This is a genomic window from Streptomyces sp. NPDC002520 (genome assembly GCF_053595235.1).
This window is the reverse complement of sequence record NZ_JBSFXG010000001.1, coordinates 20,640-42,759: the sequence shown is the minus strand read 5'-3', so window position 1 is coordinate 42,759 and position 22,120 is coordinate 20,640. Positions and strand designations below refer to the sequence as shown.

Below are 22,120 nucleotides of genomic sequence, written 5' to 3'. Positions count from 1 at the left end.
GCACCCCGCTTCACCCACCTGTTCCCTCATGTCCGTCAGGGCACCGCTGCGGGCAGGGGGCGCCGCGCCGTGGACCCGGTGATCATCGTCGGAGCGGGGCCCGTCGGGCTCACGCTCGCCCTGGCGCTCGCCCGCCAGGAGGTTCCGTCCGTCGTCCTCGACGAGGGTCCCGGCAAGGACGAACCACGCCCGGCCCGCACCGTCGTGCTGCGCGAGGACACGGCCGCCCTGCTGGAACGGCTGACCGGAACCCCCCTCGGTGACCTCGGCGTACGCTGGACCGGCTGGCGGTCCCTGCGCCGCCGGCAGGTGATGAGCGAGATCGACTTCGCGCCGGACGAACCCGCCCCGCTGCACCTCGCACAGCACGTCCTCATGCGCGCCCTGCGCGCGGCCGTCGCGCGGCAGCCGCTGATCGAGGCGGCCGCGGACAGCCGGCTCGACTCGATAGAGCAGGAGCGTTCCGGCGTCACCGCGCACACCCGTGGCCCCAAGGGCACCTGGTGGCGCGGCAGTTACCTGGTCGGCTGCGACGGACCCCGCTCGACCGTGCGCAAACTGCAGGACATCCGCTTCCCGGGCCGTACGGCGGTCGAGCGGCACGCGGTCGCCGCCCTGCGCACGGAACTTCCGTGGGAAGGTCGCGCGTTGATCCATCGGATGCCGCCGTGGCGGTCGTCCGGGCCCTCGGCCGGGGAGGTGATCGCCCGCCCCCTCCCGGACGACGTGTGGCGCCTGGACTGGCTGCTGCCGCCGGGCAAGGACCTGGTCACGCCCGAGATCCTGGTGACCCGGATCCGCGAGACCCTCGCGGGCTGGACCGACGGCACCGCACCGGCGTACGACCTCCTGGACACCGGTGTCCACACGGTGCACCACCGCCTGGCCCGCCGCTGGCGCGTGGGCCGGGTCTTTCTCGCCGGGGACGCGGCCCATCTGCTGGGCGCGCTCGGCACCCAGGGACTCGACGAGGGACTGCGCGACGCCGACAACCTGGCCTGGAAGCTGGCCCCTGCCTGGCATCACGGCCCGTACGAGGCCCTGCTGGACAGCTACCAGGCCGAGCGGCGTGCGGTGGTCGCCGCCCGGCTCCGCGCCGCCGACCAGCTGCTGCCCGTGCTGCGCGGTGGCGGTGGACTGCGCCACTACGTCCCGGGCGCGGCCCGGGGACACGACGCGCTGCTCACGGACGGTCATCTGGGGCGCGGGACGCTGGGTGCGCCGGGGGCGTACGCCGACTCGCCGCTGGCGCCCCGGCATCTGGAGGCCGAGATCCCCGTCGACACCCCGCCCGGCGCACCGGTCACCGATGTGCGCGTCACGGCGGAGGACGGTTCCTTCGTCCGGCTGCGCGACCGGCTCGGCCGGGGCACGCTGCTCGTCGTGCTGATCGCGCCGGGCACGGGCGTGTGGGACCGCAAGCACTGGGTGTCCGCCGGGGTGATGCCCCGCCTCGCCGCCGCGGTGACCGCGCTGCCGCATCCGGCCGAGCTGCTGGTGGCCGAGAGCTACCCGGGCGCGCCGGCGCACAGCGTGCTGCTCGTACGCCCCGACGGCCACCTGGTCACCGCGCTGAGCGGGGTCCGCCCGGCCGATCTGTACGCGGCCGCGGAGGCGACGCTGGGGGGAGCCGTGGAGGAGAACGCGAAGGAGAGGGACCAGGAGCGCGAGCGGGAGCGGGAAAGGGAAAGGGAGACTGCGGCGGAGGCCGGCTCGGCCGCGCGGTGACCGTGAGTCAGGTCACGCCGTGTCCACATGGTGTCGGTGGATTGACCGGAGTGCGGCCCCATGCTGTACTCCGGATCGTGACCGACACCTGTGTGCGCCTGTGGCGGAGGGTCCATATGGACCTCGTCCGCTACGCGGGCTGCGTGTGTCGCCCGTCCTGCTGAATTTCGCATCCCCTTTTGCGGGCGCCGTCGTGCGCCCGTTCGGCGAACCTTCTTCAGGACGGTGCATGTGTCTGTCTCCCCCTCCGTGTCTGTGTCCTCCTCCACGTCTGTCGTCTCCCCCACTCCTGTGTCCTCCTCGGCGTCCTCTGCCGCCGAGCCCCGCGTCTCCGGCTCGGCGCCCACTCAGGCGGACCTTCTCGACTTCGTGCGGCGTACGGCCGCCGACGCCGAGCTGATCGCTTCCCTGCCGCTCGACCCCGAGGGCCGTACCTGGGTGCGGCTCGAAGGCCCGGGCGGCGGCGAGGCCTGGCTGATCGGCTGGCCTCCCGGCACGGGTACCGGCTGGCACGACCACGCGGACTCGGTCGGCGCGTTCGTCACCGCCTCGGGCGAACTCAAGGAGAACGCGCTGGCCGCCCGGCTTCCCTCGGACGGCTGGAAGACCCTCGAACTCACCGACGACGTGGACCGCGAGCGCCGGCTGCCCGCCGGTCAGGGCCGCTCCTTCGGTCACCATCACGTGCACGAGGTGCTCAACGAGTCCCCCGACCGTCACGCGATCTCCGTCCACGCCTACTATCCGCCGCTGCCCCGCATCCGTCGCTACAGTCGCACCGGCCAGGTGCTGCGGCTGGAGCAGGTCGAGCGACCGGAGGACTGGCAGTGAGCGGGGGACTGCCGGTGAGCGGCGGGGCGGCGCCGAGCGGTGGGGCGGCGCCGAGCGGTGGGGCGGCGCCGAGCGGTGGGGCGGCGCCGAGCGGTGGACCGGTGCCGAGCGGTGAGCCATCGGTGAGCGGCGGGGCGGCGCCGAGCGGTGGACCGGTGCCGACCAGTGGACCGGTGCCGAGCGGTGAGCCATCGGTGAGCGGCGGGGCGGCGCCCCTCGGGGAGGCGGCGCCGGACGGCGGCACGGCCCTCCGGCCGGTCGGCATCGACGCGTTGCTGGAGCGGGTGCGCGGCGGATACCAGCGCATCGAGGCACAGGAGGCGCACGAGGCGGCGCGGACGGGGGCGGCCGTGCTGGTCGACATCCGGTACGCGGCCCTGCGCGAGCGGGACGGCCTGATCCCCGGCGCCCTGGTGATCGAGCGCAACGAACTGGAGTGGCGCCTCGACCCCCAAGGCAGCCACCGTGTCCCCGAGGCCACCGGACACGACCTGCGCGTCGTGGTCATCTGCAACGAGGGCTACGCCTCCAGCCTGGCCGCCGCCTCCCTCCACCAACTGGGCCTGCACCGGGCGACGGACCTGGTCGGCGGCTTCCAGGCGTGGCGGAGTGCGGGGCTGCCGGTGGAAGCGGCGGAGGCGGCGGAGGGCTGAGGCGGTCACGGCTCTCCGGCCGGGCGGGGAAGCCGGCCGGTGCGCCCCTGACCGCCTATTCCTTCGCGGTGGCCACCGTCACCGCCCGCACCCGGAGCGCCACGCGGCCGGGTACTGCACTGGCCACCAGGGCGAGGAGGGCGGCGACCGCGACCACGGTGGCATAGAGCAGAGGGGTGATCGTGGGCGCCGCACGGCCCGTCATGCCGGCGCTGAACGCGGTGAGCACGGCGAGGGAGATGCCGCTGCCGAGCGCGGTGCCGATCAACAGCACGGACAGCGCCTCGGTGCGCAGCATGCGCAGCACCTGCCGGCGGGTCGCACCGGCGAGACGGAGCAGGGCGAACTCCCGGACACGTTCCGCGACGGACATGGCCAGCGTATTGACGACCGCGATGGCGGTGAAGGCCAGGACGAGCCCCATGGCGAGGTAGTTGACCTCGGCGTTCGTCTGCTGACGGCCGGCCTGGAGCTTGTCGGCGGCGCCCGGAGAAAGAATCCGCAACGCCGGGAACTCACGCAGGGTAGTCGCGAGTTGTGTCTTTGTACGGGTCGAGCTGACGAGGACGGAGGAAGCGAGCGGGTTGTCGACATGGCGGGCCACGAGGTCGTGGGCGATGGTGAGATCACCGAAGCCGAGACCCTGGGCGTAGACGGCGGCGACGGTGAGTGTGGCGGGCGTGCCGTCGCCGAGCGTGAGTTTCAATGTGCTGCCGGGCTTCAGGTGGTGCTGGTCCGCGGCCAGTTCACTGACGGCCACGGTGCCGGGGGCGAGGTCGCCGAGGGAGCCGGCGGTGACCTTCGGGTCCCAGGTGCGGGTCAGGCCTTCCGGCGTGACGCCCTGGGCGGGGTACTTGTCGAGGCCGATGCGGACGGTCGTGCGGACCACCTCGGTGACGGTGTCGTGCTGCGCACGCAACCGGCGTGCGGCGTCGGCCGGGACGCCGGGCCCCTGGGCGGCGACGACCCAGTCGGCGGTGACACCCTCGCGCGCCTGAGTCCGGGCGGCGTCGCCGAGGGTCGACTGGACGAACAGCACGGTGCAGGTCATGCCGATGAGCAGGGTGAGGGGGGTGACGACGGAGGCCATCCGGGCGGCGTTGCCGCGCAGGTTGGCGGTGGCGAGGCGACCGCCGTGCCCGGTGAGCCGCAGCGGCCCGGCGAGGAGCAGCGCGGCCGCTTTGACCAGGAGGGGGCCGAGCAGGGCGACGGAGGTGGACAGCACCACAACGGCGAGGAAGGTCACGGGAGTCGAGGCAGGCTCGGTGCGCAGGGAGGCGAGGACGACGATCAGGACGACTCCGCCGGTGAGAAGCAGCAGGCCGGCGGCGAGACGCCCCCAGACGGGACGGGTGGGCTCGTTCCTGGCCTCGGCCAGGGCCTGCGCGGGGCGGATCCGGGCGACCCTGCGGGAGGCGATCCGGGCCGCGGCCCAGGAGCCGAGCAGAGTGGCGGCGAGGGCGGCCAGCGGAGGAAAGACGCTGACGGTGTGCTGGAGCGTGTCGGGTACGGCGCCCAGAGCGACGAACCTGGAGTGCAGCCAGCCGCCGAGCGGCAGCCCGAGCAGAGCGCCGACAGTGCCGGCCGCCGCACCGACGATCAGCGCTTCCCGGCCCAGCAGCCTGCGGATCTGTCCGGACGTGGCGGCGACGGCCCGGAGCAGGGCGAGTTCGCGGTGCCGTTGCTGGACGGTGAGCGCGAAGGTGCCGACGACCACGAGCACGGCCACCAGCAGCGAGGTGCCGCCCATCGCGCCGCCCATGCTGACCAGTCGGGTGCGGGCGGTGGCCGCGTCGAGGAACTCGACGGGCCCGCGGGCATCACCGGTGCTGACCTGGGCGGTGGTGCCGTGCAGTGCTCGCGCCAGGGCCTGCCGCACCCTCTCCGGCTCGGCACCCTTGGCCGGCAGTACGCCGAACGCGGTGACCTGGCCGGGGTGCGCGGCGAGCCGACGGGCCTCCGCGGTGGAAAAGAACAGGGCCGTCTGGTGGCGCACCGCGGAGGCCGGGGCGGCGATACCGGTGATGCGGTAGGCGCGCGGGGACTGCGTCGACTGCACGACGAGGTGGTCGCCGGGCCGGAGATGGTCGCGGGCGGCGAGGTCACGGTCGATGACGAGGTCACCGGCGGCCTTGGGCGCCCTGCCCGCGGTGAGCCGGTACGGCGTCAGCGCGGCGGAGTCCCAGGCGTGCCCGTAGGCGGTACGGCCGTCCGTGCCGGCCGGGGTCAACGGCTGTGCGAGGAAGGTCAGTTCGGGGACGACACGGGCGACGCCGGGAGTGCGGGCGAGGACGACCTCCAGGTGGGCCGGCAGCCACGCGCGTTCGGCGATCGGCTTCGCCTTGTGCTTGACCTTGGTCTTGCCGTGCTTGTGCTTGACGGTGGTGCGGTGGACGTACTGGTCGGCGGAGACCACGACGGGAGCGGCGGCGTAGCGCTCGGTGCGGATCGTGCCGCGCAGGCCGGTGTCGAGCAGGGTGCCGCAGGCGGTGATCAGAGCGGCCGCGCACATCAGGGCGAGGAAGGCGCCGAGGAAACCCGCTTTGCGGGCGCGGACGGTCCGGAGGGCGTAACGCAGCATCATCGGGACGGGCTCTCTTCTGTTGTGCGTCTCGGTTGTCCGTGCGCCTGCTGGTCCCGGCGTGGGCAGTGGTCCGGCGCGTGGGTACACCCTCGCCCGCGCAGAGGGAAGGACACATTGCGGCGTCCCGGCGTCTTGGGCGGGGGTTAACCCCACCAGGAGAGCACTGCCATGCCGCTCCGTACATGACAATTGAGCCGCCGGGGGGAGTGCCCTCGCACGCGGAGAAGCGCATGCCACCTGTGCGGAGAACCGGGATGCGCCTCCCCCACGTCTGCCGGAAGGCCTCACCTCTCGGAGCCCCCCTCACCAGAGCCCCGACTCAGAACCCCTCGTCCTCAAGGAACTCCGTGTCCTCGCCCTCTTCCTCCAGGGCCTGACGGACGACGCGGAGGGCCATCCCCTCGGGGTAGCCCTTGCGGGCGAGCATGCCGGCGAGGCGCCGGATGCGCTTGTCGCGGTCGAGGCCACGGGTGGCCCGCAGCTTGCGGTCGACCAGGTCGCGGGCGGTCACCTCCTCCTGCTCGGAGTCGAGCTGGGAGACGGCCTCGTCGATCAGCGTCGAGTCGACGCCCTTGGTGCGCAGTTCCCTGGCGAGTGCGCGGCGAGCGAGCCCCCGGCCGTGGTGCCGGGACTCCACCCAGGCGTCGGCGAAGGCGCTGTCGTTGATCAGCCCGACCTCCTCGAACCGCGAGAGCACCTCCTCTGCCACGTCCTCGGGGATCTCCCGCTTGCGCAGAGCGTCCGCGAGCTGTTTGCGGGTGCGCGGGGTCCCGGTGAGCAGGCGCAGGCAGATGGCCCGCGCCCGCTCAGCCGGGTCCCCTGAAGACTCCCCCCGCTCGGCCCTCGACGAGGAAGGGGCGCCTTCGTCCTCACCGGCCGGCTCCCCGAAGCCGCCGCGCCGGCGGCCCCGTCCCCGGCCGCCCCGCGCCCCGGCGGAACTCCGGGAGCCGCGGCCCGACGAGCCGCCCCCGTGGGGCTCGTCGTCCGGGTGTGTGCCGTGGTCCCCGGGACCGCCGTACGCCAAATCCCCGTATCCGTCGTCACCACCGGCCGGGGCGAAGGCCGGCTCGCCCACGGTGCCCCTCCCCCGTGGGGCACCGGGGGTGGCGTACTCGTACTCGGCCCAGTCGGTTCGTCGTGTCACGGTCAGCTCTTGGCTGCGGTGGCCTTGGGCTTCGTGGCCTTGGCGGCTGCCGGGGCGGGCGCGGCCTTGGCGTCGTCGGCGGCAGCGGTGGTGACCGCGGCGTCCGTGCCGGGCTCGGCGGCGGGCTCCTCCGGCCGGACACCGACGCCCAGCTTCTCCTTGATCTTCTTCTCGATCTCGTTCGCCAGATCGGGGTTGTCCTTGAGGAAGTTGCGCGCGTTCTCCTTGCCCTGGCCGAGCTGGTCGCCCTCGTACGTGTACCAGGCACCGGCCTTGCGGACGAAGCCGTGCTCCACTCCCATGTCGATCAGGCCGCCCTCACGGCTGATGCCCTGGCCGTAGAGGATGTCGAACTCGGCCTGCTTGAAGGGCGGCGCGACCTTGTTCTTGACGACCTTGACGCGGGTGCGGTTGCCGACCGCCTCCGTGCCGTCCTTCAGGGTCTCGATGCGGCGGATGTCGATGCGCACCGAGGCGTAGAACTTCAGGGCCCGGCCACCGGTCGTGGTCTCCGGGGAGCCGAACATCACGCCGATCTTCTCGCGGAGCTGGTTGATGAAGATCGCGGTGGTCTTGGACTGGTTGAGCGCGCTGGTGATCTTCCGCAGCGCCTGGCTCATCAGACGGGCCTGCAGACCGACGTGGCTGTCGCCCATCTCGCCCTCGATTTCCGCACGCGGGACGAGCGCGGCGACGGAGTCGATGACGATCAGGTCGAGCGCGCCGGAGCGGACGAGCATGTCCACGATCTCCAGCGCCTGCTCACCGTTGTCCGGCTGGGACAGGATCAGGTTGTCGATGTCGACGCCCAGCTTGCGCGCGTACTCGGGGTCGAGCGCGTGCTCCGCGTCCACGAAGGCGACCTGGCCGCCGGCCTTCTGTGCGTTGGCAACCGCGTGCAGGGTCAGGGTCGTCTTACCGGAGGACTCCGGTCCGTAGATCTCCACGACGCGGCCGCGCGGCAGGCCGCCGACGCCGAGGGCGACGTCGAGGGCGGTCGACCCGGTCGGGATGACCTCGATGGGCTCCTTCGACCGCTCGCCCATGCGCATGACCGCGCCCTTGCCGAATTGCCGTTCAATCTGTGCGAGCGCGGCGTCGAGCGCCTTCTCGCGGTCGGTTCCTGCCATGGGTTCCACCCGGTTTGCTTGAGTCGATCGCTTCACGTCAAAGACGCTAACGCCTGCCACTGACAATGCGCCCCGACGTCGGCCCGCCCTGTGGATAACTGGGGGACATCCCTACCAAAACCGCGCCGAAATCCCTGTCGCGAGCCTCGCCTGAGCCCCTATGAGAATAGATGTTCGATTTTCGTGTCAAGCGTGCCACGCGCGGCGAGCAGCGGCTCGGACCGGGCGGCGCGGCACGGTTCAGGCGGCGATCCGCGCGGCCGAAAGCCGATCACCCGATCGTGAGTTCCCCCGTCCCCGCACCCGCCGTGCCCCGATGCTCGAAGGACACGGCAGGTGACCGCTGCCGTGCGGACGTGCCGTGGGGAGAGGACATGACACAAGGAGCGGGACACCGCGCACGCATGGACGAGCAGGCCGTGCTTCTGGTGGCGGGGATGGCCGATCTGGCCGTGAGCACACTGGATTCGGCCCTGACGGCGGTCCGCGGACTGCTGCGCCGCTCCGACGCGACGGAGCTGGCGGCACAGGCCGAGCACGATCTGATGGCACGCGGCCGCCTGGCACTGGACCGGTACGCGTCCGTGCCCCCGGCCCACCTGGAGATCCTCGCGCGGCACACCCTGGCACGGCGGCCGGCCGATGGCGTCTGAGCGATGGGAACCGGCCGCGTTCAAGGCCCGTGTGGACCAGGTGCTGCACCACTTCGTCGCCGAGGAGGCCGACCGGTTCGCGGCGGTCGACCCGGCCCTGGGACCGGTGGCCGAGCAGTTGGAGACGGCGGTCGCGGACGGCAAGCGCCTGCGGGCGGCGTTCTGCTACTGGGGCTGGCGCGCGGTCGGCCAGCCGGACAGCGACGCGCTGGTGCGGGCCGCGGCCTCCATGGAGCTGGTGCACGCCGCCGCCGTCGTCCACGACGACCTCATCGACGACAGCCCCCTGCGACACGGCCGGCCCACGGCCCACCGGGCCCTGCGCGCGGCCGTGCCCGAGCACCCGCGGACCGGTGCCGCCGCCAGATCGCTCGCCATGCTGGTCGGCGACCTGTTGATGGCACTGGCGGGTCAGCTGTTCGTCGCCAGCGGACTGCCCGCCGCGTACCTCGCTCGGGCCCGCCCCCTGTGGTCGGCGCTGGCCCGGGAACTGATCGCGGGCGAGTGCCTGGAGATCCTGTTGACCGGCGCCGCCCCGGACACCACGGCCTCGCTGAAGGTGATCCGGTACAAGACGGCCAAGTACACCGTCGAGCAGCCCCTGTTGATCGGCGGCACCTTGGCCGGAGCCGGCGAGCGGCTGCGCGAGGGCTACTCCGCCTACGGGCTGCCGCTGGGTGAGGCGTTCCAGCTGCGGGACGACCTGCTCGGCCTGTTCGGGGATCCCGGCCGCACCGGCAAGGCCGACACCGACGACGTACGCGGCCACCGGCCCACCGCCCTCCTGGCGGAGACCTGGCGCATCTCGGACGAGGCCGAGCGGGGGAGGCTGCGCGCCCTGCTGGGCCGCAGCGACCTGGACCGGAACGGCCTGGACGCCGTACGCCGGGTGATGTCCCGGCTGGGGACACCCGGCCGCGTCGAGAACATGATCACCGCGCGGGTCGAGGAGGCGCTCGACGCCCTGCACGAGCTGGATGTGCCCCGTCCCGCCGCCGATGCCCTGACCGCGCTGGCCCATGCGGCGACGGTCCGACCGTCCTGACCCGCACGGGAGTGGCACGCGCGCGTGCCACTCCGGCCACCTCCCCTTCCCGACGGCCGGGACGTCCCGTGTCCGGACAAGGAGCCCTGCCATGACCCGTAGAGAAGCATCGGCGACCGACGCGTCGACGACGGAGGCTTCAATGACCGAGGGATCGCCGACGGAGGCGTCGATGGACGCCCTGCGCCGGGTCGGCGACGAACTCGCCGACGCCACCGTCGCCACGCTCTTCGAGCGTGGCGAGGTCGGCAAGTTCAACACCCTGATGCGCTACGTCTCCATCGCCGGCGCCCCGCTGCCGGACGGGCTGCCCGAGGTCGCCCGGGAGTACCTGGAGGCCACGAGCGCCCCGCCGGCCTGGGTGGACTGGGGCGAGATGGAGAAGGCACGGCAGTTCTTCCTCGACAACAACGTGCACATCTCCACCGCCCTCTCCTTCGCCTCCATGCCCGCCTGCTACGTCGTGCCGCACGTGGCGAAGCTGCTGTCGGCCACCCACTCGCTGAAGTACCCGTCCAAACGGATGGCGGAGACCGGCCAGTTCACGGTGTACCTGATGCGGCCCGACGCCTTCGAGGCCGACGGCCGCTTCGTCCCCGCCGCACAGAAGGTGCGGCTTCTGCACGCCTCGATCCGCCATCACCTCAAGCGCGAGGACCGCTGGGACACCGACGCCCTCGGGACGCCGATCTGCCAGGAGGACATGATCGGCGGGCAGATGTTCTTCTCCCTGCTCGTGCTGGACAGCCTGCACCGACTCGGCATCCACATGTCCACGGAGGGCGCGGAGGCCTACTACTACGCCTGGCGTGTGGTCGGCGCCATGCTCGGCGTCGACCAGGACGCCGTCCCGGTGAACCTGGAGGAGGCCCGGCGGTTCCTGGACCTGTACATGATCCGGCACATGGGGCCCTCCGAGGAGGGCGCGCACCTGACGCGCCAACTCATCGACCTCTACGAGGAGGTCGTACCCGGGACCCTCTTCGACCCGATCGTGTCCGCCCTCATCCGCCATCTCGTGGGAGACACCTGCGCGGACTGGCTCCAGGTCCCCCGCACTCGATGGGACACCCTCGTCAAGGCCGTCCCGCACCTCCTCGGGGTCCTGGAGACCGTCGAGGACCGCTCCCCGCTCGGCGCCTGGGCCCTGGACCGCCTCGGTCACCTGACGGCCGTCCTCGAACTGTCGTCCCTCACGCGCGGACGGGTCATGCACTACGCCATCCCCGAGCAGCTCAAGAAGGACTACGGCGTCGACAGCTCGGTGCCGCCCACCCGCCGCTGGGCCCCACCCGCCGCCACGGTCTCCCCCTGGCCCTCCGCCTGACCCCGGCCCGCCGGTCCGCCAGCCCGGCCTCGGCTCTCGGTCCGCCTCCCGCTCCGTACGGGGCGTCGGTACTCCCGGTGTCGTACGTCGGCTGTATTCGGCGGGACGACGACGGGGCCGGGACGCCCCGAGAGCCTTGGCGCATGAAGAAATCGCGCCCTGTCGAACGGCTCTGTCACGCCGTCGGTCTGCTCCTGGTGCTCTCGGGTCTCGCACATCTGGTGGTGTTCGCGGTCGACGGCGGCCCCTGGTACGGGCCCGTCTCCTGGCGCAAGCCCGTCACGTTCGGCCTGTCCTTCGGGGTGACGCTGATCGCGCTCACGTGGGTCACGTCGTACCTGCGCGTCGGGGCGCGGCTGCGCACCGTGCTGCTCGTCGTCTTCGCCGTGGACTGCGTGGCGGAGGTCGGCGGCATCACCCTTCAGGCGTGGCGTCGGGTGCCCTCGCACCTGAACATGGAGACGCCCTTGGACACGGCGGTGTCCATGACGCTCGCGGTGGGCGGAGGCGTCCTGGTGGCACTGCTCACCGTCTTCGCCGTCGCGTCCATCCGGCACCGGCCCACAGTCCCTGCCGGGATGCCGCTCGCGGTGCGCTCCGGGTTCGCCCTCCTGCTGGTGGCGCTGGCCTCGGGCGCGGCGATGATCGCGCGCGGGGCCGTCCTGACCCGGACCGGCCACCAGGATGCCGCCTACCACTCGACGGCCCCGCTCAAGCCACTGCACGGGGTGAGCCTGCACGCCGTGCTGGTCCTGCCGCTGCTGGCCTGGCTGCTGTCCCGCACCTCGTGGAGCGAACGGACGCGGTGGCGGATCGTGGCGACGGCGGTCGGCCTCTACGGGGCCGCCGTCGCCGGGACCGGGGTGTGGGCGGCGCTGACGTACTGAACGCGTGCCCTCCTACGATGGCTCCTCCGCGTCCGCGGGAGGGGCGACGTCGGCCGCCCCGGAGTCGGCCGTCCCGGCGTCGGCCCTGCCCTCTCGCAGCCGCCTCGTCCGGGCGAGCATCCCCGGGGCGCCCGGCCCGCGGGAGCGGTACCCGAGCACCCGGGGATCGTCCGTGACGGCGTACCGCTTCACGTACGCCCCGAGGAAGGCCTGAAGCGTGGCGACCGCCGGGATGGCGATCAGCGCGCCGACCGCGCCGAGCAGCGCGGTGCCGGCGATCACCGAGCCGAAGGCGACGGCCGGGTGGATGTCGACGGTCTTGGCGGTCAGCTTGGGCTGCAGCACGTAGTTCTCGAACTGCTGGTAGATCACGACGAAGATCAGCACCCACACCGCGTACCAGGGATCGACGGTGAACGCGATCAACATCGGCAGCGCACCGGCGAGATAGGTGCCGATGGTCGGGATGAACTGCGAGACCAGACCGACCCAGACACCGAGCACGGGCGCGTACGGCACGCCCAGGGCCTCCAGCAGGATGTAGTGCGCGACCCCGGAGATCAGCGCCATCAGGCCGCGCGAGTAGAGATAGCCACCGGTCTTGTCGACGGCGATCTCCCAGGCGCGCAGCACCTCGGCCTGCCGCGCGGGCGGCAGAACGGAGCACAGGCCGCGGCGCAGCCGGGGGCCGTCGGCGGCGAAGTAGAACGAGAACAGCGCGACGGTCAGCAGCTTGAAGAGGCCGCCGAGCACCTGGGTGGACACGTCGAGGACACCCGCCGCGCCGGTCTGCATGTACTTCCGCAGCCAGTCGGAGTGCAGCAGTCCCTCCTGGATGTCCACCCGCCTGAGGTTCATGTGGAACTTCTGGTTGGCCCAGTTGATCAGCGCGTCCAGGTATCCCGGGAAACCCTCGATCATCGTGACGATCTGACCGGCCAGCATCGAGCCGAGCAGGGTGACGAAGCCCGCGGCGAAGATCGCCAGGCCGAGGAAGACCAGGAAGGTGGCGAGCCCCCTGCGCATTCCGCGAGCGGCCATCCAGCTCACCGCGGGCTCGATCGCGAGGGCCAGGAAGAAGGCGATCAATATGTTGATCAGGAGCCCGGTCAGTTGGTGGAAGGCCCAGCTTCCCAACTGGAACCCCGCGATCAGGGCGAGCGCGAGCACCATGGCGCGCGGCAGCCAGCGCGGCATGCGGCCGCTCAAAGCAGCGGCGCCGCCGTCGGCGGGGGGACCGGCGGGCGGCATCGTGCCGGTCGGGGATGCTGCGTGCCGGTCTACCGGCGCGGTGTCGTCAATGGGAGCCACGGGCCAAGTCTCGCCCATGCCGACGACTGCCCGGTGACCGCACCTGATCCACGAAGCCCCGCCACGGTTGGACGACCGACACGGACATCGACATATCGACGCACAGTCCACGCGTTCCCGTCAACGTGGCCTCTCAATGTGGCCTCGATGTCGTCGATCACTGATCAACGCTTTCCGGTCAGTGCCTCTCCCCCGGCACGTTCATGACCGAGCAGACCACTCGCCAGACGTCCTTGGCCTCCCAGCCGGCGTCCAGAGCCTCGTTCACCGTGCGCTCGCCCAGCTCGGACATGACGTGATCGCGCGCGAAACTGTCGGCGTACCCCGAACCGAAGTGTTCCGCCATCCGCTGCCAGAAGACCGTCAACCGCATGACACCAGTATCCCGCCCCTTGGGGTGGGCCCAGCACGGGACGGCTTGCCGAGGCCGCTTTCCGCCCTACGGTCTGACGCATGGCCGAAACAGGAGCATCCCCACTCCCCCCAGCGTCCCAGGCGCGCTCACCGCTCTTCCGCGCCGAACAGTTCGTCTGGCTCACCGCGCGCGTACTTGAGCAGCGGCTCTTCGCGTACCACTTCCTGAACGGCTCCGCCGATCCGGTGGAGGTGGCGCTGGACGCCTACCGCAACGAGGACGGGGGGTACGGCCACGCGCTGGAACCCGACCTGCGAGGTCCCGTGAGCCAGCCCCTGCACACCGGGCGCGCGCTGGGCGTACTGGACGCCGTGGGGCGCTGCGGCGGGCAGCGGGTGGAGCGTGTGTGCCGGTATCTGACGTCCGTCTCCACCGCGGACGGCGCACTGCCGGCGATCAGTCCCAGCCAGCGGGGATACCCGGTGGCGCCGTTCGTGCCGGTGGTGGACGACCCGCCGGCGGAGCTGCTGGCGACCGGACCGGTAGTGGGCCTGCTGAACCGCAACGAGGTGTGGCACGCGTGGCTGTTCCGGGCCACCGACTTCTGCTGGCAGGCGGTGGAGTCCCTCGACAAGTCCCACCCCTACGAGGTGGAGGCTGCCGTGGCGTTCCTGGACTCCGCTCCCGACCGTCCGCGCGCGCAGGCGGCGGCTGACCGTCTCGGCCGTCTGGTGCGCGAGCAGCGACTGGCCGCGCTGGATCCGGACCGCCTCGACGCGTACCCGGTCGCGCCTGGGTACGCCCGCGGCGAGCACCACTTCCCGCACGACTTCGCGAAGAGCCCGCAGTCGCTCGCGCGCGCGTGGTTCACGGACGAGGAGATGGCGCGCTCCCTGGACCTCCTCGCCGCCGAGCAGCAGGAGGACGGCGGCTGGCCGATCCGCTGGCGCCACTGGGCACCTGCGCCCGCTCTGGAGGCGCGCTCCATGGTGACGATCGAGGCCCTGCGCACCCTCCGGGCGTACGGGCGCTTCGTGGGCTGACCAGGCGCACCGCTGCGTGGGCCGACGACCGGGTACACCGTTGCGACCGCCGGCACGCCCACGCTCCGTCCGACCGTCATGTTCCGACCGGCCGCCTCATCCGCCGAGGGCACGCACCCCCGCCGTCACCACCACGGCCGCCGCGACGACCAGCAGGAACGGCGCGCGCAGCACCAGTGCCACGGCGGCCGCGCCGAGGCCCGCGACCCGGGCGTCCAGCACGAGCGCGTGCCCGTCGGCGAACGTCTGCTGGGCAGTGAGAGCGGCGAGGAGGGCGACCGGCAGCAGGGCGGCGAGCCGCCGGACGAGCGGTCGCTCCACGGCGGCCGCGGGTACGAGCAGTCCGACGAGCTTGACGGCGTAGCAGCCGACAGCGGTGATCCCGATGGCGATCCAGATGTTCAACGATCCTCCTCCGATGCGCTCGGCACCGCGCTCGGTACGACGGACGATCCCGCCGCCTCGCCGCCCCGGCGCGCACGACGGCCTTCGGCGAACAGGGCGATCGGGGCGGCCAGCGCCGCGACCAGGACCGGTACGCCGGCCGGGAGAACCGGCAGCAGGCCGAGGCCCAGGAGGACCGCGAGGCCGGCGACCGCGCGCTCGGTGGGCGTCTTCAGCATGGGTGCGAGCAGGGCCAGGAAGACGGCGGGCCCGGCCGCGTCCAGGCCCCAGGCGTCGGTGTTCCCGATGGCCTTGGCGCCCAGCGCGCCGAGCAGGGTGGTCAGGTTCCACAGCAGGTACAGGCTGAGGCCGGTGACGGTGAAGCCGAGCCGCGCGGCCCGCCGGTCCGGCTGAGCCAGGGTCACCGCGGTGGTCTCGTCGATCACCCACTGGGCGGCGAACGGCCGCACCGCGCGCGGGAGGGCGAGCAGCTGCGACAGCCGCAGCCCGTAGAAGGCGTTGCGCACACCGAGGAAGAAGGCGCCCGCGGCAGCCGTGAACGGGTTGCCCCCGGCGGCGAGCGCGCCGACCAGGGCGAACTGGGAGGCGCCCGTGAAGACCAGGAGACTGAGCGCACAGGTCTGGAGCAGCCCGAGCCCGCTGCCCGCCGAGGTGACGCCGAAGGCGAACCCGGACAGTCCTACGGCGACACCCACGCCCAGGGCGTCCCGTACGACGGCTCGGTCCGGCTTTCCCATGTCCTCGCCGGCCCCGTCCGGGGGTGCCGCGAGTGCTGTTTGTCGCTGTGCCACGCCTCGGACGGTACGGGCGGCCTTCAGTTCGAGTCTTGTACGTTCTTGCGCTCGCGCTGATAGGCGCCCGGCGGCACGCCGACGATCCGGGTGAAGTGCCGGTTGAGGTGGGGCTGGTCGGTGAAGCCGACGGAGAGGGCCGCCTCGGCAGGGGCGGTTCCCGCGTCCAGCAGAAGCCGGGCACGGCGGACCCGGGCGTCGGTGAGCCAGGTGTGCGGGGGCATGCCGTAGGCGTCACGGAAGGCCCTCAGCAGAGCGAAGGGGCTGGTCCCGAGGTCGGTGGCCAGGCGCTCCAGGGTCGGCGGCTCGGCCATCCGCTCCTCGAGGACGGTCCGCGCGCGTGCGGCGATCGCGGCACCGGCCGTCCGCGTCCGGCGCTGCGGCAGCGGCCCTCCGTTCAGCTGGAGCAGCCTGGTCACGGCGACACGCAGCAGGGTGTCGGCCGCGAGGGCGTTGCCCTCCTCTGTGGCGCGGAGCACCTGGTGGACCAGGCGGACGGTGGACGGGTCGTCGAGGACCGGACTGACGAAGCCGGGTGTGCCCCGGATCGTGGTGGTCTCGGCCGCGATCCGAGCCACCACGTCGGGCGACGGGTAGATGGCGCCGTACCGCCAGCCCTCGGGAACGCCGGCCCGGCCGGTGTGCGGGGTGTCCGGGTTGACCAGGGCGAGCGCCCCCGCCCCGGCGGACACGTCGGAGCCGCGGTGCTGGAAGACCTCGACCCCGTCGGCGATCGCCGCGATCACGAAGTTCTCGTGGGTGTGCCGGACGAAGGTCTTGCGGATGTACCGGGCCCGCAGCAGGTCGACGCCGGGCAGCTCCTCGTACCGCCAGTGCCGCGCCCGCTCCCGTGATCCCGCCATGCGCCCATTCTCCGTCACGCCCGGCGGCCCTCCGCTCGAAGCCCGGCGGCCCCTCCCCTCCACGCCCGGCGGCCGTCCGCTCCAAGCCCGGCCGCCCCACCACTCCACGCCCCGCTGGCCCTCCCCTCCACGCCCAGCGGCGGCCCCCCTCCGCCCCGTCCACCGGCCCACCGCCGACACCAGCCCACCCTGCCCACCCCGCTCACCCCGTTTGCCCAGGTCAGCACGTTTGTCAGTGGCGGGGTGCAGGATGGACGCATGGTCAGCTCCGCACACCGAGCCCTCGACGGCTTCTCCCCCGCGACCCGCGGCTGGTTCACGGGGGCGTTCTCCGCGCCGACCGCGGCCCAGGCGGGCGCGTGGCAGGCCATCGAGGAGGGCTCGGACGTGCTGGTGGTCGCCCCGACCGGCTCGGGCAAGACACTGGCCGCCTTCCTCGCCGCCCTGGACCAGCTGGCCTCGACCTCGCCCCCGGCCGACCCGAGGAAGCGCTGCCGGGTGCTGTACGTGTCTCCGCTGAAGGCCCTCGCGGTCGACGTCGAGCGCAATCTGCGCAGCCCGCTGACCGGCATCCGCCAGGAGTCCGTGCGCCTGGGCCTGCCCGAGCCCGAGGTCAAGGTCGGCATCCGCTCCGGTGACACCCCGGCCGCCGAGCGGCGCGCCCTGTCCACCCGCCCGCCGGACATCCTGATCACCACCCCCGAGTCGCTGTTCCTGATGCTGACGTCGTCCACGCGCGACGCGCTGACGGGTATCGAGACGGTGATCCTCGACGAGGTGCACGCGGTCGCGGGCACCAAGCGCGGCGCGCATCTCGCGCTCTCCCTGGAGCGGCTGGACGAGCTGCTGCCGAAGCCGGCCCGCCGGATCGGCCTGTCGGCGACCGTGCGCCCGGTGGACGAGGTGGCGCGGTATCTGTCGCCGCGCCGCAAGGTGGAGATCGTCCAGCCGGAGTCCGGCAAGGAGTTCGACCTGTCCGTGGTCGTCCCGGTCGAGGACATGGGCGAGCTGGGAGGCTCCCCGGCCGCCGACGGCAACGACGGGGCGGAGCGGCCGTCGATCTGGCCCCATGTGGAGGAGCGGATCGCGGACCTGGTCCAGGCCCACCGTTCGACGATCGTGTTCGCCAACTCGCGGCGCCTGGCTGAGCGGCTGTGCAACCGGCTCAACGAGATCGCCTACGAGCGGGCGACCGGCGAGCCCCTGGAGGAACACCACGCCCCGGCCCAGCTGATGGGCGGCTCGGGCGCCGCCCAGGGCGCACCCCCCGTGATCGCCCGCGCGCACCACGGCTCGGTCTCCAAGGAACAGCGCGCCCTCGTGGAGGAGGACCTGAAGGCGGGCCGGCTGCCGGCGGTGGTCGCCACCTCCAGCCTGGAGCTGGGCATCGACATGGGCGCCGTCGACCTCGTCGTGCAGGTCGAGTCCCCGCCGTCGGTGGCCTCCGGACTGCAGCGCGTCGGCCGCGCGGGGCACCAGGTGGGCGCGGTCTCGACCGGTGTGGTCTTCCCCAAGTACCGGGGCGATCTGGTGCAGGCGGCGGTGGTCACCGAGCGGATGCGCACCGGTGCCATCGAGTCCCTGAAAGTGCCGGCGAACCCGCTGGACGTGCTCGCCCAGCAGCTCGTCGCCATGACGGCACTGGACACCTGGCAGTACGACGACCTGCTCGCCACGGTCCGCCGCGCGGCGCCCTTCGCCTCGCTGCCCGAGTCGGCGTTCACGGCCACCCTCGACATGCTCGCGGGCCGCTACCCGTCGGACGCGTTCGCCGAACTGCGCCCGCGCGTGGTGTGGGACCGCGTCGCAGGCACGATCACCGGCCGGCCCGGCGCCCAGCGCCTCGCCGTCACCTCCGGCGGCACCATCCCCGACCGCGGCCTCTTCGGTGTCTTCCTCGCCGGTTCCGACCCCAAGAAGGGCGGCGGCCGGGTCGGCGAGCTGGACGAGGAGATGGTGTACGAGTCCCGGGTCGGCGACGTCTTCACGCTGGGCACGAGTTCCTGGCGCATCGAGGACATCACGCGCGACCGGGTCCTGGTCTCCCCCGCCCCCGGCGTGCCGGGCCGACTGCCGTTCTGGAAGGGCGACCAGCTGGGCCGCCCGCTCGAACTGGGCCGCGCGGTGGGCGCGTTCCTGCGCGAGGTCGGCTCCCAGCCCAAGGACGACGCCCGGCTGCGCCTGCTCGCCGCGGGCCTGGACGCGTGGGCTGTGGACAACGTGCTGTCGTACCTGCACGAACAGCGCGAGGCCTGTGGTCACGTCCCGGACGACCGCACGATCGTGGTCGAGCGCTTCCGCGACGAGCTCGGCGACTGGCGGGTCGTCATCCACTCCCCCTTCGGCGCCCAGGTCCACGCCCCCTGGGCCCTCGCGCTCGGCGCCCGGCTCTCCGCGCGGTACGGCATGGACGCACAGGTCATGCACGCAGACGACGGGATCGTGCTGCGCCTGCCCGACGCCGACCTGATGGGCCTGGACCTCCTCGACCAGGAACCCCTGAGGACCGGCACACCCCTCGACACGGCGGCCGACAGCGACCAGGCACCGGTGGGTGCGGCGGACGTCGCCTTCGACAAGGGTGAGGTCGACCAGATCGTCACCGACCAGGTCGGCAGCTCCGCCCTGTTCGCCTCCCGGTTCCGCGAGTGCGCCGCCCGCGCGCTGCTGCTGCCGCGCCGCAGTCCCGGCAAGCGCACCCCGCTGTGGCAGCAGCGCCAGCGCGCTGCCCAACTGCTCCAGGTGGCCAGCGAGTTCGGCTCCTTCCCCATCGTCCTGGAGGCGGTCCGCGAGTGCCTCCAGGACGTCTTCGACGTCCCCGGGCTGGCCGAGCTGATGGGCGACATCGAGTCCCGCAAGGTCCGCCTGGTCGAGGTCACCACCCCGGAGCCGTCCCCCTTCGCCCGGTCCCTGCTCTTCGGTTACGTCGCCCAGTTCCTGTACGAGGGCGACTCCCCGCTCGCCGAGCGCCGTGCCGCCGCCCTCTCCCTGGACTCCCGGCTGCTGGCCGAGCTGCTGGGCCAGGCGGAGCTGCGCGAGCTGCTCGACGCGGAGGTGCTCAGCGAGCTGGAGCGCGAACTCCAGTGGCTCACCGAGGACCGCCGGGTCAAGGACGTCGAGGGCGTCGCCGACGTGCTCCGCCTGCTCGGCCCGCTGACCGACGCCGAGCTGGCCGAGCGCGGCGCCGAGCCGCAGTGGGCATCGGAACTGGCGGGAGCCCGGCGGGCCATCAAGGTCCGCATCGCCGGCGCCGACCACTGGGCGGCCGTCGAGGACGCCGGGCGCCTGCGCGACGCGCTCGGCACGGCGCTGCCGGTCGGTGTCCCCGAGGCCTTCACCGAGCCGGTCAAGGATCCGCTCGGCGACCTTCTCGCGCGCTACGCCCGCACCCATGGCCCCTTCACCTCGGCCACCGCCGCGGCCCGCTTCGGCCTGGGCGTGGCGGTCACCGAGGGCGCGCTGCAACGGCTCGCCGCGAACGGCCGTGTCGTACTGGGCGAGTTCCACCCGGCGGGCATCGGCCAGGAGTGGTGCGACGCGGCCGTACTGCGCAGGCTGCGCCGCCGTTCCCTGGCCGCGCTGCGGCACGAGCTGGAGCCCGTGCCGCCCGCCGCGCTGGCCCAGTTCCTGCCGCAGTGGCAGCACGTCGGCAGGGGCCACGGCCTGCGCGGTATCGACGGACTGGTGCGCGCCGTCGAGCAGTTGCAGGGCGCGTCCGTGCCCGCGTCCGCGCTGGAGAAGCTCGTCCTGCCGTCCCGCGTGGCCGGCTACACACCGGCGATGCTCGACGAACTCACCGCCGCGGGCGAGGTGGTGTGGGCGGGAGCGGGCGCGCTGCCCGGCAAGGACGGCTGGGTCTGCCTCTATCTGGCGGACACGGCCCCGCTGCTCCTGCCGCCACCGCACCCCCTGGAGCTGACCGCGCTCCACCAGTCCGTCCTGGACACCCTCTCCGGCGGCTACGGCCTGTTCTTCCGGCAGATCGCCGACCAGGTCCGCGTCACCACACATCCCGACGCCACCGATCCCCAACTGGCCGACGCCCTGTGGGACCTGGCCTGGTCCGGGCGGCTCACCAACGACACCCTCGCCCCGATGCGCTCGCTCCTGGGCTCCGGCCGCACCGCGGGCTCGACGGCCCACCGCGCCAAACGGACCGTCCCGCGCGGGCGCTACGGCTCCCTGACCGCCGCGGCGAGGACCGCTTCCCGTACCGGGCCGCCGACCGTCGCGGGCCGCTGGTCCCTGCTCCCCGCCCCCGAACCGGACGCCACCGTGCGCGCCCACGCGCGGGCTCGCGCGCTCCTCGACCGGCACGGCGTGGTGACCCGGGGAGCGGTCGCCGCGGAGGGGGTCGAGGGCGGTTTCTCGGCGGTGTACCGCGTGCTGTCCGCCTTCGAGGAGAGCGGTCAGGCGAGGCGCGGTTACGTGGTCGAGGGCCTGGGCGCGGCCCAGTTCGCGATGGACGGCGCGGTCGACCGGCTCCGCGCGGTGTCCAACGCGCGCGAACGCGGCGAGGCCCTGCCCGCTCCGGACTCCGCGAACGGTTTCGGCCTGCCCGACGGCCACGGTTCCACCCCGCTTTTCCCGGGCGGCACGCGACCATTCCCGGGAAGCACCCCACCCTTCCCCAGCGACGCGCACACGACCCCCAACGCCTTCGACCAGGCGGACAGCGCCCTCGCCCACCCCGGGCTCGACGGCGACTTCACCTGGCCACCCGAGGGTCTTCCCGCCGCGCCCGGCGACTTCTCCTGGCCACCGGAGAGCCACCGCGCCTCCCCCGGCGACTACGTGTCCCCACGCGACCGCGCCTCCGCCGACCCCTTCGCCTCTCCCGGCTACGGCGGCCCCCGAGGCGGCGGCTCCGCCTCCTCGTACGGCTCGCAGGCGAACGGCCGCTTCGGTGACCGCCGTACGCGCTCCTCGGCCCCCGATCCGCGCGCGGTGGTGCTGGCCGCCGCCGACCCCGCGAACGCGTACGGCGCGGCCCTGCCCTGGCCCGAGCCGCCGGCCGGGGCCGGGCACAAGCCGGGCCGCAAGGCCGGCTCGCTGGTCGTCCTGGTCGAGGGCGAGCTGACGCTGTACATGGAGCGCGGCGGCAAGACCCTGCTGGCCTGGCCCTCCACCCCGGACACGGTCGCCGACGACGATCCGCGTCTGCGCACGGCCGCGGAAGCCCTGGCCGCGGCCGCCCGCGCGGGCTCCCTCGGCACGGTGACGGTCGAGCGGATCAACGGCGCCCAGGCCCTGACTTCCCCCGCGGGCGCCCTCCTGGAGGGAGCCGGCTTCATAGCGACCCCGCGCGGCCTGCGCCTGCGTGCCTGAGCGCCCGGGCCGCGGGGCTCCACACACAACGCGGGCCCGTGG

The 22,120-nt window shown here is 73.1% G+C and carries 18 protein-coding genes; 10 read left to right on the top strand and 8 right to left on the bottom strand.

Annotated elements, in window-relative coordinates; all coding sequences use genetic code 11:
- Nucleotides 1–69: 69 nt before the first annotated feature.
- The 4 genes from ACWD5D_RS00175 to ACWD5D_RS00160 all read left to right on the top strand — a co-directional run bounded on the left by ACWD5D_RS00175 (nucleotide 70) and on the right by ACWD5D_RS00160 (nucleotide 3,212).
- Nucleotides 70–1,728: an FAD-dependent monooxygenase gene (locus ACWD5D_RS00175; protein ID WP_451370498.1), complete on the top strand. Its 1,659-nt coding sequence runs from the start codon at nucleotides 70–72 to the stop codon at nucleotides 1,726–1,728.
- Nucleotides 1,725–1,892 carry a putative leader peptide gene (locus ACWD5D_RS00170; RefSeq protein ID WP_451370497.1) on the top strand — a complete coding sequence of 56 codons (168 nt, stop codon included), beginning with the start codon at nucleotides 1,725–1,727 and terminating at the stop codon, nucleotides 1,890–1,892. The genes ACWD5D_RS00175 and ACWD5D_RS00170 overlap by 4 nt, the downstream gene beginning before the upstream one ends.
- A 127-nt stretch (nucleotides 1,893–2,019) precedes the next feature.
- The gene (locus ACWD5D_RS00165; protein ID WP_451371010.1) at nucleotides 2,020–2,559 is read left to right on the top strand and encodes a cysteine dioxygenase; all 540 of its coding nucleotides are present in this window, start codon (nucleotides 2,020–2,022) and stop codon (nucleotides 2,557–2,559) included.
- A gap of 194 nt (nucleotides 2,560–2,753) precedes the next feature.
- Nucleotides 2,754–3,212 (top strand): rhodanese-like domain-containing protein, encoded by a 459-nt coding sequence (locus ACWD5D_RS00160; RefSeq protein ID WP_451370496.1) that lies wholly within the window; start codon nucleotides 2,754–2,756, stop codon nucleotides 3,210–3,212.
- 55 nt (nucleotides 3,213–3,267) lie between these two features.
- On the opposite strand, the gene ACWD5D_RS00155 is transcribed toward ACWD5D_RS00160, so the two are convergent.
- From ACWD5D_RS00155 to recA, 3 genes are all read right to left on the bottom strand, one after another.
- Nucleotides 3,268–5,796: an ABC transporter permease gene (locus ACWD5D_RS00155; RefSeq protein WP_451370495.1), complete on the bottom strand. Its 2,529-nt coding sequence runs from the start codon at nucleotides 5,794–5,796 to the stop codon at nucleotides 3,268–3,270.
- 319 nt (nucleotides 5,797–6,115) lie between these two features.
- Nucleotides 6,116–6,940, bottom strand: a complete 825-nt coding sequence (recX, locus tag ACWD5D_RS00150; protein WP_451370494.1) for a recombination regulator RecX — start codon at nucleotides 6,938–6,940, stop codon at nucleotides 6,116–6,118.
- 2 nt (nucleotides 6,941–6,942) lie between these two features.
- On the bottom strand, nucleotides 6,943–8,070 hold the full coding sequence (gene recA, locus ACWD5D_RS00145) for a recombinase RecA (protein WP_451370493.1): 1,128 nt from the start codon (nucleotides 8,068–8,070) through the stop codon (nucleotides 6,943–6,945).
- 374 nt (nucleotides 8,071–8,444) lie between these two features.
- Between recA and ACWD5D_RS00140 the strand changes: the two genes are divergently transcribed.
- From ACWD5D_RS00140 to ACWD5D_RS00125, 4 genes are all read left to right on the top strand, one after another.
- On the top strand, nucleotides 8,445–8,723 hold the full coding sequence (locus ACWD5D_RS00140; protein WP_451370492.1) for a polyprenyl synthetase: 279 nt from the start codon (nucleotides 8,445–8,447) through the stop codon (nucleotides 8,721–8,723).
- Nucleotides 8,713–9,768 (top strand): polyprenyl synthetase family protein, encoded by a 1,056-nt coding sequence (locus ACWD5D_RS00135; RefSeq protein WP_451370491.1) that lies wholly within the window; start codon nucleotides 8,713–8,715, stop codon nucleotides 9,766–9,768. The genes ACWD5D_RS00140 and ACWD5D_RS00135 overlap by 11 nt, the downstream gene beginning before the upstream one ends.
- Nucleotides 9,769–9,910: 142 nt before the next feature.
- Entirely contained in the window at nucleotides 9,911–11,095 is a 1,185-nt protein-coding gene (locus ACWD5D_RS00130) for an oxygenase MpaB family protein (RefSeq protein ID WP_451370490.1), read from the top strand.
- A 143-nt stretch (nucleotides 11,096–11,238) separates the two neighbouring features.
- Nucleotides 11,239–11,982 carry a hypothetical protein gene (locus ACWD5D_RS00125; RefSeq protein ID WP_451370489.1) on the top strand — a complete coding sequence of 248 codons (744 nt, stop codon included), beginning with the start codon at nucleotides 11,239–11,241 and terminating at the stop codon, nucleotides 11,980–11,982.
- Nucleotides 11,983–11,994: 12 nt separating this feature from the next.
- Here the strand turns inward: ACWD5D_RS00125 and ACWD5D_RS00120 are convergent, their stop codons facing one another.
- Nucleotides 11,995–13,293: an AI-2E family transporter gene (locus tag ACWD5D_RS00120; protein WP_451370488.1), complete on the bottom strand. Its 1,299-nt coding sequence runs from the start codon at nucleotides 13,291–13,293 to the stop codon at nucleotides 11,995–11,997.
- A 178-nt stretch (nucleotides 13,294–13,471) separates the two neighbouring features.
- Nucleotides 13,472–13,666, bottom strand: coding sequence for a DUF3046 domain-containing protein (locus ACWD5D_RS00115; RefSeq protein WP_451370487.1), 195 nt, complete (start codon nucleotides 13,664–13,666; stop codon nucleotides 13,472–13,474).
- Nucleotides 13,667–13,746: 80 nt separating this feature from the next.
- Here ACWD5D_RS00115 and ACWD5D_RS00110 point away from each other — a divergent pair, with 80 nt between their 5' ends.
- Nucleotides 13,747–14,691, top strand: a complete 945-nt coding sequence (locus ACWD5D_RS00110; RefSeq protein WP_451370486.1) for a hypothetical protein — start codon at nucleotides 13,747–13,749, stop codon at nucleotides 14,689–14,691.
- A gap of 96 nt (nucleotides 14,692–14,787) precedes the next feature.
- Here ACWD5D_RS00110 and ACWD5D_RS00105 read toward each other — a convergent pair whose 3' ends face one another.
- The 3 genes from ACWD5D_RS00105 to ACWD5D_RS00095 form a co-directional block, all read right to left on the bottom strand.
- Nucleotides 14,788–15,096 (bottom strand): AzlD domain-containing protein, encoded by a 309-nt coding sequence (locus ACWD5D_RS00105; RefSeq protein WP_451370485.1) that lies wholly within the window; start codon nucleotides 15,094–15,096, stop codon nucleotides 14,788–14,790.
- On the bottom strand, nucleotides 15,093–15,833 hold the full coding sequence (locus ACWD5D_RS00100; RefSeq protein WP_451371009.1) for an AzlC family ABC transporter permease: 741 nt from the start codon (nucleotides 15,831–15,833) through the stop codon (nucleotides 15,093–15,095). The genes ACWD5D_RS00105 and ACWD5D_RS00100 overlap by 4 nt, the downstream gene beginning before the upstream one ends.
- A 77-nt stretch (nucleotides 15,834–15,910) precedes the next feature.
- Nucleotides 15,911–16,750 carry an AraC family transcriptional regulator gene (locus ACWD5D_RS00095; protein WP_451370484.1) on the bottom strand — a complete coding sequence of 280 codons (840 nt, stop codon included), beginning with the start codon at nucleotides 16,748–16,750 and terminating at the stop codon, nucleotides 15,911–15,913.
- 258 nt (nucleotides 16,751–17,008) lie between these two features.
- Here ACWD5D_RS00095 and ACWD5D_RS00090 point away from each other — a divergent pair, with 258 nt between their 5' ends.
- Nucleotides 17,009–22,078 carry a DEAD/DEAH box helicase gene (locus ACWD5D_RS00090; protein ID WP_451370483.1) on the top strand — a complete coding sequence of 1,690 codons (5,070 nt, stop codon included), beginning with the start codon at nucleotides 17,009–17,011 and terminating at the stop codon, nucleotides 22,076–22,078.
- Nucleotides 22,079–22,120 lie beyond the last annotated feature (42 nt).